Source organism: Rhizobium atlanticum, from assembly GCF_030182485.1.
Lineage (GTDB): Bacteria > Pseudomonadota > Alphaproteobacteria > Rhizobiales > Rhizobiaceae > Rhizobium.
Genome location: NZ_JAQJCJ010000001.1, coordinates 488,193 through 502,456, shown reverse-complemented (window position 1 = coordinate 502,456; position 14,264 = coordinate 488,193). Strand labels below are relative to the sequence as shown.

General features: G+C 58.8%; 14 protein-coding genes. 10 read left to right on the top strand and 4 right to left on the bottom strand.

All coding sequences use genetic code 11. The features are described from left to right. The coding region (locus PH551_RS02410; protein WP_285191696.1) for a VCBS domain-containing protein at window positions 1–767 on the bottom strand (767 nt) is incomplete at its 3' end. Window positions 768–1,208: 441 nt separating this feature from the next. Here PH551_RS02410 and PH551_RS02405 point away from each other — a divergent pair. Next, the gene (locus PH551_RS02405; RefSeq protein WP_285191695.1) at window positions 1,209–1,532 is read left to right on the top strand and encodes a hypothetical protein; all 324 of its coding nucleotides are present in this window, start codon (window positions 1,209–1,211) and stop codon (window positions 1,530–1,532) included. Window positions 1,533–1,678: 146 nt separating this feature from the next. Here PH551_RS02405 and PH551_RS02400 read toward each other — a convergent pair whose 3' ends face one another. The 3 genes from PH551_RS02400 to PH551_RS02390 form a co-directional block, all read right to left on the bottom strand. Further along, window positions 1,679–2,122 (bottom strand): SRPBCC family protein, encoded by a 444-nt coding sequence (locus PH551_RS02400; RefSeq protein WP_285191694.1) that lies wholly within the window; start codon window positions 2,120–2,122, stop codon window positions 1,679–1,681. A gap of 113 nt (window positions 2,123–2,235) precedes the next feature. Continuing rightward, window positions 2,236–2,649: a GFA family protein gene (locus PH551_RS02395; protein ID WP_085778596.1), complete on the bottom strand. Its 414-nt coding sequence runs from the start codon at window positions 2,647–2,649 to the stop codon at window positions 2,236–2,238. Between the two features lie 57 nt (window positions 2,650–2,706). Then, window positions 2,707–3,399 carry a type 1 glutamine amidotransferase domain-containing protein gene (locus tag PH551_RS02390; protein WP_285191693.1) on the bottom strand — a complete coding sequence of 231 codons (693 nt, stop codon included), beginning with the start codon at window positions 3,397–3,399 and terminating at the stop codon, window positions 2,707–2,709. Between the two features lie 213 nt (window positions 3,400–3,612). On the opposite strand from PH551_RS02390, the gene PH551_RS02385 reads away from it, so the two are divergent. The 9 genes from PH551_RS02385 to PH551_RS02345 all read left to right on the top strand — a co-directional run bounded on the left by PH551_RS02385 (window position 3,613) and on the right by PH551_RS02345 (window position 14,263). Further along, entirely contained in the window at window positions 3,613–4,614 is a 1,002-nt protein-coding gene (locus PH551_RS02385; RefSeq protein ID WP_285191692.1) for a LacI family DNA-binding transcriptional regulator, read from the top strand. 172 nt (window positions 4,615–4,786) lie between these two features. Then, window positions 4,787–5,821, top strand: a complete 1,035-nt coding sequence (locus PH551_RS02380; RefSeq protein ID WP_285191691.1) for a sterol desaturase family protein — start codon at window positions 4,787–4,789, stop codon at window positions 5,819–5,821. Further along, on the top strand, window positions 5,818–6,129 hold the full coding sequence (locus PH551_RS02375) for a MocE family 2Fe-2S type ferredoxin (protein ID WP_097598103.1): 312 nt from the start codon (window positions 5,818–5,820) through the stop codon (window positions 6,127–6,129). The genes PH551_RS02380 and PH551_RS02375 overlap by 4 nt, the downstream gene beginning before the upstream one ends. A gap of 101 nt (window positions 6,130–6,230) precedes the next feature. Further along, complete coding sequence (locus tag PH551_RS02370) at window positions 6,231–7,436, top strand: NAD(P)/FAD-dependent oxidoreductase (protein WP_285191690.1); 1,206 nt, start codon at window positions 6,231–6,233, stop codon at window positions 7,434–7,436. Continuing rightward, a complete protein-coding gene (locus tag PH551_RS02365) occupies window positions 7,433–8,266 on the top strand; it encodes a sugar phosphate isomerase/epimerase family protein (RefSeq protein ID WP_285191689.1) in 834 nt (277 codons plus the stop codon). Before PH551_RS02370 ends, PH551_RS02365 begins: the two co-directional genes overlap by 4 nt. A 242-nt stretch (window positions 8,267–8,508) precedes the next feature. Beyond that, on the top strand, window positions 8,509–10,158 hold the full coding sequence (locus PH551_RS02360) for a putative bifunctional diguanylate cyclase/phosphodiesterase (protein WP_285191688.1): 1,650 nt from the start codon (window positions 8,509–8,511) through the stop codon (window positions 10,156–10,158). A gap of 72 nt (window positions 10,159–10,230) precedes the next feature. Next, entirely contained in the window at window positions 10,231–10,737 is a 507-nt protein-coding gene (locus PH551_RS02355) for a hypothetical protein (protein WP_285191687.1), read from the top strand. Continuing rightward, window positions 10,734–11,906 (top strand): class I SAM-dependent methyltransferase, encoded by a 1,173-nt coding sequence (locus PH551_RS02350; protein WP_285191686.1) that lies wholly within the window; start codon window positions 10,734–10,736, stop codon window positions 11,904–11,906. Before PH551_RS02355 ends, PH551_RS02350 begins: the two co-directional genes overlap by 4 nt. Further along, entirely contained in the window at window positions 11,903–14,263 is a 2,361-nt protein-coding gene (locus PH551_RS02345) for a SpoIIE family protein phosphatase (RefSeq protein WP_285191685.1), read from the top strand. The genes PH551_RS02350 and PH551_RS02345 overlap by 4 nt, the downstream gene beginning before the upstream one ends. Window position 14,264: the final 1 nt, after the last annotated feature.

Sequence of the window (14,264 nt, the reverse complement as noted above, 5' to 3'; positions counted from 1 at the left end):
CTGACGCTCAGCGTGTCGCTGACCGCGTCGCCCTGGTTGAGCGCCTGTGTTGCCGCCCGGCTGTTGTCGAGCGTATAGGTCCAGCTGCCGGTGGCGGCATTGAAGCTGAAGCTGCCATAGATGCCGTTCAGCGAGGCCGGGGCGGCAAACACCGCCTCGCCGTCGTCGACGTCGCTGACCGTCAGCTTGCCGGAGGCGCTCGGATCGCCGCTGCCGGCCGCACCCGCCTCGACCGTCGCCCGGTCGTCGGTCACCGTCGCATCGACGACGATCGCAGCCGCATCGTTGGCGCCGGTGAGTGAGATCGAGACATTGGCCTCGCTCAGCGTGCCATTGCCGAGCCGTATCGCATAGACAAAACTATCTTTGAGGATTTCACCGGCAGACAGCGTATTGATATCCGCGCCCGAGCCCGCGATGCCGCTTCCATCGCTAATACGGTATTCAATCTTTCCATTGTTGATCCTGACCCAATTGCCGAGCAGGGTCGTCTCCCAGGCAGATGCCCCATTCGCTCCGACGTCTTTCGCAATAAGCTCATAATCAGTTGTAATTGGATTGCCATCTCCGTCATCGACCGAGAAGAGGGATTTGGCATTCCCGCCAAGATCATTCGACATCACGTCAAGGGTTATGGTTTTGGTGGCCGCATTGTAGAGCTGAAGACTGAGCAGCTGATCTTCCGTCCAGATGTAAGAGTCATCCTTCGCCTGTGGCGCATTGGTGAAAGAAGTCGTGCTGCCACCGCCGGTGCTTTGCGTAGCCATTAAAATACCCCCATGACTCAAAACAAGTAATCTGGAACCGATTTAAGATTATTCAGGCTAACGCGACACGCAGGAACGCGCTGTCGCCCCGGTATTGTCGAGGCAAACACCATTTTTCTTAAGTCAGAACCGGAATACTCCCCACTCCTAATAAAGTGTTAACATATATACTGTGAAATAAAAGGCGAATTTCTTGCGACGGTTAATTTCTCTTCGAACTCGCTGCGAGAGAGGCATCCTGCCAGCGCGACACGCGCGACGGCAATTACCGAGGCTGAGATCGAAGGCCGCACTGGAGGCGCCCCTAGCGCTGGCGAGCCGTAGGTCTTTTCGGACGCACAAAGAACGCTTCGCGTCCAGGCCGCGATCATTTCATCGACATGTGGTGAAACTTCTTGTTCCGGATCGCTTTCTACAACGAAGCCAAACAAGGAGCTCCAAATGTCCGGCGAAACCGAAAATGATGATAAAACCGCCATCGTTCCAGTTCTGAACCCGTCGGCAGCCGAACAAGCCGCCACTGCGTCCGTGCTCGAGGACATGCAGAAAGCAAGCTTGGAGACCCGACAGCCGGAGCCGGCGGCGGCGTTGTTCTCTTGGGAGATCGATCCGCCGGAACTGGCCAGACTGATCTCCGAGGTGATGATCTTGCCGAAGATCCTGTGGTCGACGGGTATATCCCTGACCTATTCCCTCTGGCTGTCTTCGCTGCTTCCCGCACGCGAGACGATCGGCTCGATCAAGCAAAGCGCGGATCACGCTTAGCAACGTCGCCCGACTGCGGCCGACCACGCCCCCGGCCCCGCAAGCTCCGCCTCTCCGCCCCCATTCCACAAAATATCTGCGGAATGATGGGCGGAGAAGCGGCAAGCGGCTGCGCGGCGCCGCTCTTCAAGTCTCGCGCAAATGCATCATTCGTTGATGTCAGGCTCGACGACCCGGGCAAGGTTGCGCAGCGACTCCTGCCAGCCGAGGTAGCAGGCTTCGGGCGGGATGAGGTCGGGGACGCCGGCCTGGGTGATATCCACCTCAGTGCCAACCGAGACTCTCTTCAGCGTTACGGTGACTTCCATCTCGCCCGGCAGGTTCGGGTCGTCGAACTTGTCGGTATAGCGAACCCGTTCGCCCGGGACGAGCTCACGAAATTCGCCGCCGAAAGCGTGGCTTTTGCCGGTGGTGAAGTTGCGGAAGGACATTCTGAAGGTACCGCCGACGGCCGGCTCCAGGTGATGCACTGTGCAGAGGAAGCCGTTCGGCGGAAGCCATTTTGCGAGCGCATCTGCTTCGATGAAGGCGCGATAGACCTTCTCCGGGCTCGTGGCGAAAACGCGGTGCAGGCGTATGGTGCTTGGCATGATCGTGATCCTTTGGGTGGACGGAATGAACGAGCTAAGGACGGATAAACCATCGCCGATCCGACACGGGTTCGATCTTTTCTTCAAGAAAATCACGCGCAGCCGCGCGGCCGTCAGCTCGGCATGCCTTCGAACTGCGGAAGGTGGAGCGGCGTTGCCCAAGCCAGCCGGCGTTTGGTGAACATCTCGACGCTTGGCTGTATCACTTCGGGCCGATCCAGGCTGCCAAGGGTCACGAAGACGAGGCCGGGAAAACTTTCGAGATTGCTGCTGAACAACCGCGCGCCGCATTCGGGGCAGAAGTTGCGATCGAGCCCCCTGCCGGAATCGGCGACATAGTGAAACGCTTTTGGCCTGCCCGAGGTCAGGGCGAAATCGTCCTGCGGCACGGCGAAGAAAGTGGCGGCCTCGCCGCCTGAGGCCTTCTTGCAATCAAGACAATGGCACTCCGCGACGAAAGTTGGATCAGTATCGAAGCCGAACTGTATCGCACCGCATGCACATTTGCCCGTATATTTCCTGCTCATGCCAGACCCCTTCATCTGGTGTTGCAAAGTCCGCGGCCACTGCCCCGCCACCGCATTTCAGGCTGCCGCCTGCTCGCCCACGGCGTTGAGCAGCAGGCGTGCAGCCTGCTTGGAAGAGGCCGGATTCTGCCCGGTGATCAGCAAATCGTCTTGGACGACATGCACGGCCCAGTCCTCGGTCGCGGTAAACTTCGCCCCCTGCTCCCTCAGCACGTCTTCGAGCAGATAGGGCACGACCTCGACGAGGTGCACGGCGGCCTCCTCGGAATTGGTAAAGCCGGTCACCGTCCTCCCCTTCGCGAGCGGCCCACCATCCGGCGCCTTGACATTGGTCAAGATTCCCGGCGCATGGCAGACGAGCGCCAGCGGCTTTCCCGCCGCAAGCGTCTCCTCGATCAGCGCGTGCGCATTGCGGTCGTTCGTCAGGTCCCAAAGCGGGCCATGGCCACCGGGGAAGAACACAGTGTCATAATCGGCCTGGTCGATGTCGGACAGCCTCAGTGTGTTGGCAAGCGCAGCCGTCGCGGCCGGGTCCTTTTCAAATCGCCTCGTGTCGTCCGTCTGAAATGCCGGCTCATTGCTCTTCGGATCGAGCGGAGGCTGGCCTCCTTTCGGCGACGCGAGCACGACCTCGGCCCCGGCGTCACGGAAGACGAAGTAAGGGGCGGCGAGCTCCTCGAGCCAGAAGCCGGTTTTCTTGCCGGTATTTCCCAGCTGATCATGCGATGTGAGAACCATGAGAATTTTCATTGCTCAGCTCCTTCGACCCGGCCGGAGGACAAAATCTCCCGCGTCCGGTTTAATGGTGAAATACTGCCTGCAATCTCATGCTGAACTGGGAAAAACCATAGATCGGCTGCACCCGCGTTACAAGCTCTGTGAGTCTTGGGGCTCAGCTGTATGAAGAACGACAGATTGCCCATAGGATCAACCACAACGCGTTAGCATCCGAAGGACTTGGAAGTGAGCAAGCCGAATTATCGGGATATCGCCCGCCACGCCGGCGTTGGAACGGCCACGGTCGAGCGGGTCCTGAACGGACGCGGGGGCGTTCGGCCGGAACTGGTCGAAAAGGTCGTATCCGCCGCGCGTCACCTGGACTACCCGCGCAAGCTTCCCGACGCCCATCGCGGCCTGCTCCGGATCGAAGTGCTGATGGTTCGCCCGGAAACGAGCTTCTATCGTCGCCTTTCCCACGCCTTCGAAAGGATTGCGGCAACTCTCGATCCCTTGATCGTCGTGCACCGCAGTTTCACCGACGAGATGAATCCGAAGGCAATTGCCCGACGCATCCTGTCCACCGACCTTTCACGCGCCGGCTTGATCCTTGCCGTGCCGAGCAGCCAGGTGATCAGCGCCGCGGTGGAAAAGGTGAATGCGCAAGGCCTGCCCGTGGTCCATGTCGTCACCCGCGCTTCCGAGCACGTCGGAGAATTCGTCGGCATCGACAACAATGCCGCTGGCCGGACAGCTGCTCTCTATATCAGTCGAATGGCCCTTCGAGCCGGGCCTGTGGTTGCGATCTGCCATCCCATCTATCAGGTGCATCGCGATCGGATCCGCGGCTTCTCCGACTATTTTCGCGATCATCCCGGAGCCTCCAATTTCGAATGGCTAGGATTCGGTGGCGATGACGAGCGGGCCAGCGCCGATCTCCTGTGGTCGGCCCTGGAGATGTATCCCGGCCTTGCCGGCCTCTACAATGCCGGCGGCGCCAATTCCGCCCTGATCGAAGTGCTTCGCCGCCATCCGCGCGGCGGCAACGTCTTCTTCGTTGGACATGAACTGACGGACTATACCCGCGCGGCCCTGAAGCACGGCATCATGGATGTGGTACTTGACCAGGCGCCGGAAGCTCAGGCGCGGAGGGCGCTCGACCACATCCTGCGCCGCATCGGCTTGACCGAGATCGAGCCGGACCGGAGCCCCATCCACTTCATCACCATCACCAAGGAAGGGCTTTGATCTAATTAGATCAAAGAAGCCTTCGCCGTTCGAAACGCACCCTGCTAACTTTTGCGTCAGGAGAAGATCCGGCGCGCAAGGAGCCGCATCGGATCAAGGCGCGTGGGCCGCCCTCACCTTTACTAAAAATGTGTGCGGGCACCGAGACATCAGGCGCCCGGAGGAGATGCCAATGGATGATCTGAACTTCGGCAAGCGTAACAAGCGCGGCGATTGGGCGCCGAACCAGCCGGTCGAAACCGCGCCGCTTTTCGTCTTCCCCCCGCAACTGACGGCTATCCTGAAATGGCTGCCGCACTACTTCCTTCCCTGGAATCTCATTTTTGCGGTGTCTGCGATCGCCTATTGGGCCTGGATCATTCCCCCGGTCGCGACGATGCAGACGCTGAGCCTCGGCTGGATCGCCTGGCTGTACGCCGTGAATGCGATCTGCGTGTTCCTGTTCTATGGCGCCTTCGAACTGCATCTCTATGTTCTGAAGCGGCAGGAAAACCGCTTCAAGTACAATGGCAAGTTTCCCGCCGACCAGAAAAACAACGCCTTTTGGTTCCAAAGCCAGAACCTCGACAATATTCTGCGCACCTTCCTGTCTGGCGTCGTGATCTGGACCGCCATCGAGGCTGGTATGCTCTGGGCCTATGCCAACGGCTATGCGCCGTGGCTCGGCTTTGCCGAAAACCCCTGGATGCTGGCGCTCGTCGCGCTCGTGGTTCCGATCATTCACGAGTTCCACTTCTTCTGCATTCACAGGCTCATCCACACACCCTTTCTCTATAAATGGGTGCATTCGGTCCACCACAACTCCGTCAACCCTTCGCCTTGGTCATCACTGTCGATGCATCCGGTCGAGCATCTGCTCTATCTGGGAACGGCGTTTTACCACCTGATCCTGCCCTCCAATCCGGTCATCATGCTCTATCAGTTGCACTATGCCGGCTTTGGGGCAATTCCCGGCCATGTCGGCTTCGACAAGGTCGAGATCGGCAAGGAGACGCTAGTCGATAGTCACGCCTATGCGCATTACCTCCACCACAAATATTTCGAGGTGAATTACGGCGACGCCCTGATCCCGCTCGATAAGTGGTTCGGCACCTGGCACGACGGCTCGCCCGAAGGCGAAGCGCAGATGCAGGAACGCTACCGCAGACGAAAGGAAAAGCTTCAAGCCCGCAAGGCTCGCCTCGAAACGGAAGGAGCCGCCGAATGACCTGGGTTTCAGCTGGCAGACTCGACGACATCGAACAGGAAGGCGCCATCCGTTTCGATCATGGCGGACGCACCTACGCGATTTACCGGGGCCCGGATGACAGCGTCTACTGCACGGCCGGGCTCTGCACACACGAGGCGATCCACCTCGCCGACGGACTGGTCATGGATTTCGAAGTGGAATGTCCGAAGCATTCGGGCGCTTTCGATTACCGAACAGGTGAAGCGCTGAGGCTGCCGGCTTGCGAGAACCTGAAGACCTATCCGGCGGAGGTCGTCGACGGAGAGGTGCGCGTGGCCCTCGGTTAAGTGGCCAAAGAACCTGGCGGAATCCGCCAAGAAGAACTGCTCCTCCCCGACCGGCGTCTCCTCCTCACCAGCGCCGCCTGCTCTTTCTACTGGAGAATGCAATGGACGGTATCGTCATCATCGGTGCAGGCGAGTCCGGAACCCGGGCAGCTTTCGCCCTGCGCGAAGCGGGCTATTCCGGAGCCGTCACGCTGGTCGGAGCCGAGCCTCATCTGCCTTATGAACGGCCACCTCTGTCGAAAACTCCCGATGGCATGGTGCGGATGAAACTGATCTGCCCGAAAGAAGCGCTGGAGGCGGCCGGTATCACCTATCTCAAGGGCTGCTCGGTCTCCAAGCTGGATCCCGCCGCCGCGACCGTAAGCTTGAGCGACGGTCAGCTATTGAGTTACGAAAAGCTGCTGCTGACCACCGGCGCACGGCCAAGGCGGCTTGCATGCGCGGGCGCGGAACGTGCGCTCGATTTTCGCACCCACGCCGACGCCGAAGCGATTTTCTCCAATGTCGCGCCCGGCCGACGCATCGCGATCATCGGCGCGGGTCTGATCGGGATGGAACTCGCATCCGTCCTTCGCGCAAAGGACGTTACGGTCGATGTGATCGAGGCCGCGCCGAAACCCTTGGGTCGCGCCGTCCCTGCCCGTTTTGCCGACAAGCTGCATGCCCGACATGTCGCCGAAGGTGTGCGCTTCCACTTTGACCGCAGCGTTGCGGAAATCGGCGACGACGCGGTCGTCTTGAGCGATGGCACCATCCTGCCCGCTGATCTCGTCGTCAGTGCCATCGGGGTCCAGCCTGAAATGACCTTGGCGGAAGCATCGGGGCTGGCCACGGGCAACGGCATTCTGACGGACGCATGTCTTCGCACCAGCGCGCCCAACATATTTGCCGCAGGCGATTGCGCCGCGGTGGCTCAACCCGGCGGAGGACATATCCGCTATGAAAGCTGGCGCAATGCCAGAACGCAGGCCGAGACCGCAGCACGAAACATGGCCGGCGCCGCCGAGACTTTTGCCGCCATTCCTTGGTTCTGGTCCGACCAGTACGATCTCAGCCTCCAGGTGGCGGGGCAGCCGCTGCCCGCGCATCAGAGCGTCCGGCGATCGGCGCCAGAGGGAGAGCTCGAATTCTATCTTGATGACGGGCGATTGGTGGCTGCCGCGGGTCTTGGCATCGGCAATGGCCTGGCCAAGCATATCAAGCTTGCCGAAATGCTGATCGCCGCTTGTATCTGCCCCGAGCCTGCAGCCTTGGCCGATCCGGGCGTGAACCTCAAGACCCTTCTGAAAAGCGCGCGGGCCGCATGATGCAGAAGCTCCTGATCTTCCAGTCGCTCTGGGCCATGGAGCGCCGGCACACAGACGGGTTCGAGCCGAGCCTCGACGACAATATCGCTGCGATCTGCGCGGCGGGCTTCGACGGCATCAGTGCGCACTATACCAACCGCGACGATGTCATCCGCCTCAACAAGGCCATTCGGGGCACCGGCTTGAAGATCGAGGCGGTCTGCTTTCCCCGCAGCATCGAGGATTTGCGTCTGCCGCTGGAACTTGCCGCGGCCTTTCCGGTCAGCCACATCAACCTGCAGCCCGATATCCGCCCCCGCCGGATCGAGGATTGCCTGCCGATTCTCGATGGCTGGATGCGGCTCGCCGAAAATGCCGGTATTCCGGTATTCATCGAAACCCATCGCGACAGGATGACGACGGACCTGTTCTTCACGCTCGATCTGCTCGATCGACGTCCCGATCTGCCGTTGCTGGCCGATCTGTCGCATTTCCTGGTCGGGCGCGAATTCGCCTTTCCGGTCGATGAGGAAAATCACGCGCATATCAGGCGCATCCTGCAGAATGCGCATGCATTTCACGGCCGCGTCGCTTCACGCGAACAGGTGCAGATCGAAATCTCCTTTGCGCATCACCGGCCCTGGGTCGATCTCTTCCTGCAGTGGTGGGACTACGGCTTTCGCCATTGGCGATCACGCGCAGCCGATGACGCCGAACTGGTCTTTACCTGCGAATTAGGCCCCAAACCCTATGCGATCAGCGCCAGAGACGGCAACGACTCGACGGACAGATGGGCCGAGGCGCTGGCGCTGCGCCAGATGGTGCGCGAATTGTGGGCTGCCATTGCCTGATCCGCAGCGCACGAACAATCGTGCGGCAATTCGTTCTCTCGTCAGCCCCGCCGCCACTCTGAGGTGGCGGCCAATGACTCCGTCAGATCAGTGCAGGCGCGTCCACAGCCGTGAGTGCGTTGGCAAAGGTTGGGGATTGTTAATCAGAAATGCCTAATGTATTTCTTAACGTGCACAAGTTGTGCGGTAGTTAAGTTGCTATAATATCTGGTAGGACATTTCAATCAGGGAGAGCCTCCGACATGCGGAAAATTCCTGCTGCCAGCTTGGCCCTCGAAAAAACGGAGACAATCGATTCGGGGGGCCCGGTCGACCGGCTTATGTTCTTTGATCGCGATTTCAATCCCGTTGAAAATTTGCTTGGCAATGCGCTGCCCACCTCATTAAAACCAGCCGCCTCCTTCTGGGAGCATTTTCCGGAGCTGGACAAATCAGCAGTCATGCTGGCTTTCCGTTCACTGGGTGACAGCGCCCAGCCGTTGCGAATAACAGACGCACTCGGCGGATCACATGACCTGACGATCTATCGGATCGGTGATCTGTTTGCCGTGCTCCAATCCGAGGAACAGGTTGATGACGAGCGCGCAACTCTTTTGCATCTCGCCACACATGATCCGCTGACTGGACTGCCGAACCGGCGCCAGTTCAGCGAGGACCTGAGCGCGCGGTTGCAGGAGACTGCAAGCTCGGGCGAGACTCTTTCATTGATGCAACTCGACCTCGACGATTTCAAGCCCGTAAACGACACGCTCGGGCATGCCGCGGGCGACCAGCTTCTTCAATCGGCTGCAAGGCGTATCCAAGCCTGCCTCTCCGGCGATGACAGGGCCTATCGATTGGCTGGCGACGAATTCACGGTGATCTCCCTTGGCGGAGGACATCCAGCCAAAGCGCACCTCCTGGCCGAAGATCTGGTTGCCGCGTTCAAAAAACCTTTCACGATAGACGGCATTGCGCTCTTTGTCGGCACCAGCATCGGCATATCCACCGCTCCGTCAGACGGCACGAGTCCGGAACAGCTGATGAAGGCTTCCGACCTCGCACTCTACGCCGCCAAGAAAGAGGGGCGTGGTCGGGCAAAAGCCTATGACCCAACAATGCTAGAATTGCTGGAGCAGCGGGAACTGCTGCGCCGCAGTCTGCGCATGGCACTCGACCAACAGCAATTCTATGTCGAATACCAGCCGATTGCCGAAGGCGGCTGCATCGTCGGCTTCGAGGCGTTGCTGAGATGGCACCACCCCCTGCTTGGAAAAATTCCACCGTCGGTATTCATTCCGATGGCCGAGGCGGACGGAATGATGCCGGATATTGGGGCGTGGGTGTTGGAACAGTCATGTCGCGAGGCGATGAAATGGCCGGACAACTACCTCGTCGCCGTCAATGTATCAGCGGCTGAATTCTTGACAAGCGGCCTGACCGACCGGATTTCCCAGACGCTAGACCTGGTCGGACTGCCGCCCGAGCGTCTGGAGCTCGAAATAACCGAGAGCGTGCTGCTCGAGCGGACCGTCAACAACATTGATACGCTCAATACGCTCAATGTGCTGGGCATACGAATTTCGCTTGACGACTTCGGCACGGAATATTCGTCCCTGAGCTATCTCAAGACATTTCCCTTCGACACGATCAAGATCGACAAATACTTTATCACTGATCTCGAAACCGATCTGAAAAGTCAGGCAATCGTCCGCTGCATCGTGAACCTTGCACATGACCTCGACATGCAGGTGACAGCCGAGGGAGTTGAAATGCCGGGTCAGGCGGAATGGCTGCACAGCGTGGGCTGCGACCGGCTTCAGGGCTATCTGCTGAGCAAGCCGCTTCCCGTCGAGGCCATTGACGAATTCATCAAAGGGGCAGAAGCATTCAAAAACCGCGCCCGACGATAGTGCCCGAAACTTTTCGCCGTGCTTTACATTGCATGCAGATCCAACGCTCCTGACAGACGAACGGAGGACATATTGGAAGAGGAAGCATCCCGCTTCGACGACCACGCATTTGTGCCGATGGTATCACTGGAAATGAACATTGCGATGTTCAAATCTCAATGGCAGTTTTGCGACGAGATTACCGAATATCTCTCCGATATCCTCGGCCAGGGTCATAGCGATCCGGCTCGCTATTCCAACTTTCTTTCGGTCGCTGCAAACGAGCTCATAGAACTCGCCTTCCGCGCGACAAACGAACGGGGAAAGATACGTTTCAGCCTCTCACGCAGCGCGACGTTCAACCGGCTGAGAATTGCCTTTCCTTGTGATGAGGAATTCCGCCGCAAACACACCAAGGTAGGATCAAGCGAAACAGAGCCTGGCCTCGACAACGGCTCCGGTCACCTGGTTACCAAGCCCAATGAGGCATTGCTCAGTAACCTGGCGACGATATTAGGCGCCGCTATCCGCATCGAGAGAGACGGCGAAGACGGGATCGAAATCATTGCCGATTTCCCCTCCGCCGAGGATTTCCAATGAGCCTGCCTCCCCTGCCCTACACCGTGCGGTTTGATCCGACAAACCAGGAGCTCGTGTTGTCCGGCAAGATGCGGCCCGAAAGCACCGCCGAGATTGCCGATGCCCTCGAACTGTTGCGGCAAAGTTTGGAAAGATACAGCGGCATCGTTTACCTCAATGTAAAACGCCTGACGCACATCAATATGACGGCCTTCGCCGCCCTCTCCGAGGTCGTAGCGGCAGCCTGCCGAACCAGGCCGGAACGGCAGATCAGGATCATTACGTCGAGCGTAATGGCGTGGTCTGCCTCGCTGTTCGAGACATTGACGACATCGCAACCAAACCTGTCGATTGAAGTCTATGATTCGGCCTTTTATCCCGGGCAAAGCTTTGTTGAGGACGAGAGCTTCATTCCCATTCTGCGCACACAGACGAAAATGACATGGAGGCACGAACGCGAACTCTTACCACGCCACGGTTTGCGCAACGGTCAGGTAATGGCCGATATCTGTTGCGGCATTGGTGATTTTGCGGCTCTGGTTCAACGGGAATTCAACCCGACGCGCCTTGTCGCACTGGACCACTCCGTGCGCAGTCTCGACTATGCCCGCAAGGTCGCCGCCGAGTTCGGCATGGAAGGCATCGAGTACACCTATGGCGATGCATCACAGATGTTGCTTCGAGACAATCAATTCGATTTTGTAACCTGCCGGCATTCGCTACAGATTTTCGACCGCCCCGAGATGCTCCTGCGGGAGCTTTATCGCATCTGCAAGCCCGGCGGCCGTGTCTACATCACAAATGAAAAGAATTCGCATTGTTTGGGCGAGCCGCATGCCGACTCGATAAGATGGACCTACGAGGAAGTGGCAAAATTGTTCAGGCACTTCGACATGGATGTCGAGATGGGCCCGAAAAGCCGCCATCTCCTCCTCAACGCCGGCTTCGAGGACATCAAGGTCGACTGCTTCATGGTGACGAACCTTGACGGCGACCCCCAGGATTTCGCAGATATCATCGAAGCGTGGGAAAATGTCTATGCAGGCGAGATGGCGGTGCGCCGCGGCGACCCGCCGGATTTCATTCGCAGATTCCGGCAAGGATTCAAGGATCACGTCTTTGCCGCTCTTCACCCTAAAGGTTACGCAGGCTGGCCGATCTGGGCAGCCTCTGGTCGAAAGCCGCTATGATGGATATGGGATCATCGAAAAGACCGGTTGGACTGAGCTCGTTTCGGGCGAAATTCATCCTGGTCGTCGGTGGAGCCGTTCTCTTCGACTTATTGGTCAGCGGCGGCCTGGCGCTTTGGAATGTTCAGAGGCTGTCGCGTGACGCAACGCTGGAAGTCGGCCAGGGCCTCGAAGCCGCAAGCCAGGAATATATCCGCACCTATGCCGATTCGACCGCAGCCCAGGTGAACCTGCTCCTGCGGCAGGTTCACAACGACGTCGACACCTTGGCAGGCGTGCTGCAGGCGCAGATCGACAATCCCGTGCGCAATTCCGATGTCGGCGCGGCAATCGCCCGCACATCGCCGGACAGTGTCAGTCTGTCTTACGATGAGAAGGGCAAATGGTCGCAAAATGCCCCCGGCTCCGCTTCGGTCGTCAGCGTCTGGGGTTACCTGCTCGGTCAGGACCATCAGCCGAAACCCGAAATCAGGCGCGATATAGAGACAAGCGCGGTTCTCGATCTCGTTGCGCCGAGCCTGCTACAGCACGGCGCTTCAAAGCTGCAGATGTATTACATCGGACCGAGGGAACGACCGATCTTCAGGACGGCGCCCTATACCGATCAGGCTCAGACCTTCGACCGCCTTTATCCCGGGCATAACGAAGCTGATTTCTGGAACTTCTTTTTTCCCGGCCTGTATGAGTCCTGGCAGGGATGGGCCAGGGACGTGAAAACGCGACCCGTCGCGGACGATATTACGCAGACGGCTCCCTACACGGATGCCATTACCGGCAAGCTGATCGTCAGTTTCTTTCATCCGCTCTGGACCGCCGACCGAAAGGACGTCGCGGGGACGGCCGGCGCCGATATCACGCTCGACCAACTCGCCCAGACGGTTGAAAATGTGAAAGTGGCCCAGTCCGGCTTCGGCTTCCTGGCCATGTCCGACGGAAACGTGGTTGCGATCAACGGAACAGGCGAACAGACGCTCGGGCTGCGTTCTGCGAGCGGTGCGAGCGGAACCGGCGTGACCGGGCTGGAGCGTTCCTTGAAAGGAAGCGCCCAGCCTGCGATAGCGAAACTGGCTCTCGACCGGGAACAGGGCATTCAACATCTGCTGCTGCAGCGGGACGGTAACGAGGTCCCCTATATCGTTATCGTCAAGAAACTGCCTGCGACGAATCTCTGGTCCAGCGGCCCGGTTCGGCAGGAGGCGATGTTGCTGGGAGTGGTTGTGCCGGAACGGGAAATCGATGCCTCGCTCTATGCCGCCCAGGCGAAAATTTCCGAAGCCACCAACCGGATCGTGATCTATCAGATCGTGGCGATCTTGATGTCGCTGCTGATTGTGACGATCGCTGTGTTTGCGGCTTCGAAACGCATAACGAGCGGGATCAGCGCACTTGCGGGGGCCGCTAAGCGCATTCAGGCGCAGGACTATTCGGTCAGAGTGGCGATAACAAGCAAGGATGAGGTCGGTGCTGCCGGTGAAGCATTCAATCGGATGGCCGAACAGATCAGCTATCACACCGAAAATCTCGAGCAACTCGTCGAAGAACGAACGGCCCAGATCGCAGATCAGAAGGAAGAGATCTCGGCGTTGAATGCACAGCTCCAGCGAGAAAATCGCCGTCTCGGAACAGAGGTGGCCGTCGCTGAAAGAATCCAGCTCATGGTTCTTCCGTTGCAACAGGAGCTGGAGGAATTTCAGGACATCGAGATCGCAGCCTATATGAGACCTGCGGAAGAAGTCGGCGGCGACTATTATGACGTCTTGAAGAACGGAAAGCGGTTGAAGATCGGGATCGGCGACGTCACCGGTCACGGGCTCGAAAGCGGCGTGTTGATGCTGATGGTCCAGTCTGTCGCCCGCGCCCTTCAGGAGGCGGGGAACACCGACGCCGTCAAATTTCTGGCGGATCTAAACAGCGCCCTGTTCAAGAACTTAGTAAGGACGAGAATAGACAAGCATCTCACCCTGGCCTTTCTCGACTATGACGGCAAGGAGATGATCTTGTCCGGGCAGCACGAGGAAGTCGTCATCGTGCGGGCGAACGGTGAGATCCAACGCGTCGACACCATGGATCTCGGCATACCGATCGGCTTGGACGCCGATATTTCTGCATTCATTAAAACTCGTGAAATAACGTTCGAGAAAGGCGACCTGATCCTCCTGCATACCGACGGCGTAACGGAAGCAGCGAACGGCGCGGGGGAAATGTTTGGCATCGAACGTCTCTGCAGCGAAGCGCTTCGCTTGAAGGGGCAAAGCGCCGAGAAGGTCGTTTCCGGCATTGTCACGACACTGATGCACTTCATCGGATCGCAGAAGATCTACGACGACATCACGCTTCTCGCAGTACGGCATAGGTGAG

Bases quoted from the DNA above. Each gene is read 5' to 3' on its own strand.
- PH551_RS02405 (WP_285191695.1), top strand. From the start codon at position 1,209: ATGTCCGGCGAAACCGAAAATGATGATAAAACCGCCATCGTTCCAGTT.
- PH551_RS02400 (WP_285191694.1), bottom strand. From the start codon at position 2,122: ATGCCAAGCACCATACGCCTGCACCGCGTTTTCGCCACGAGCCCGGAG.
- PH551_RS02395 (WP_085778596.1), bottom strand. From the start codon at position 2,649: ATGAGCAGGAAATATACGGGCAAATGTGCATGCGGTGCGATACAGTTC.
- PH551_RS02390 (WP_285191693.1), bottom strand. From the start codon at position 3,399: ATGAAAATTCTCATGGTTCTCACATCGCATGATCAGCTGGGAAATACC.
- PH551_RS02380 (WP_285191691.1), top strand. From the start codon at position 4,787: ATGGATGATCTGAACTTCGGCAAGCGTAACAAGCGCGGCGATTGGGCG.
- PH551_RS02375 (WP_097598103.1), top strand. From the start codon at position 5,818: ATGACCTGGGTTTCAGCTGGCAGACTCGACGACATCGAACAGGAAGGC.
- PH551_RS02370 (WP_285191690.1), top strand. From the start codon at position 6,231: ATGGACGGTATCGTCATCATCGGTGCAGGCGAGTCCGGAACCCGGGCA.
- PH551_RS02365 (WP_285191689.1), top strand. From the start codon at position 7,433: ATGATGCAGAAGCTCCTGATCTTCCAGTCGCTCTGGGCCATGGAGCGC.
- PH551_RS02360 (WP_285191688.1), top strand. From the start codon at position 8,509: ATGCGGAAAATTCCTGCTGCCAGCTTGGCCCTCGAAAAAACGGAGACA.
- PH551_RS02350 (WP_285191686.1), top strand. From the start codon at position 10,734: ATGAGCCTGCCTCCCCTGCCCTACACCGTGCGGTTTGATCCGACAAAC.
- PH551_RS02345 (WP_285191685.1), top strand. From the start codon at position 11,903: ATGATGGATATGGGATCATCGAAAAGACCGGTTGGACTGAGCTCGTTT.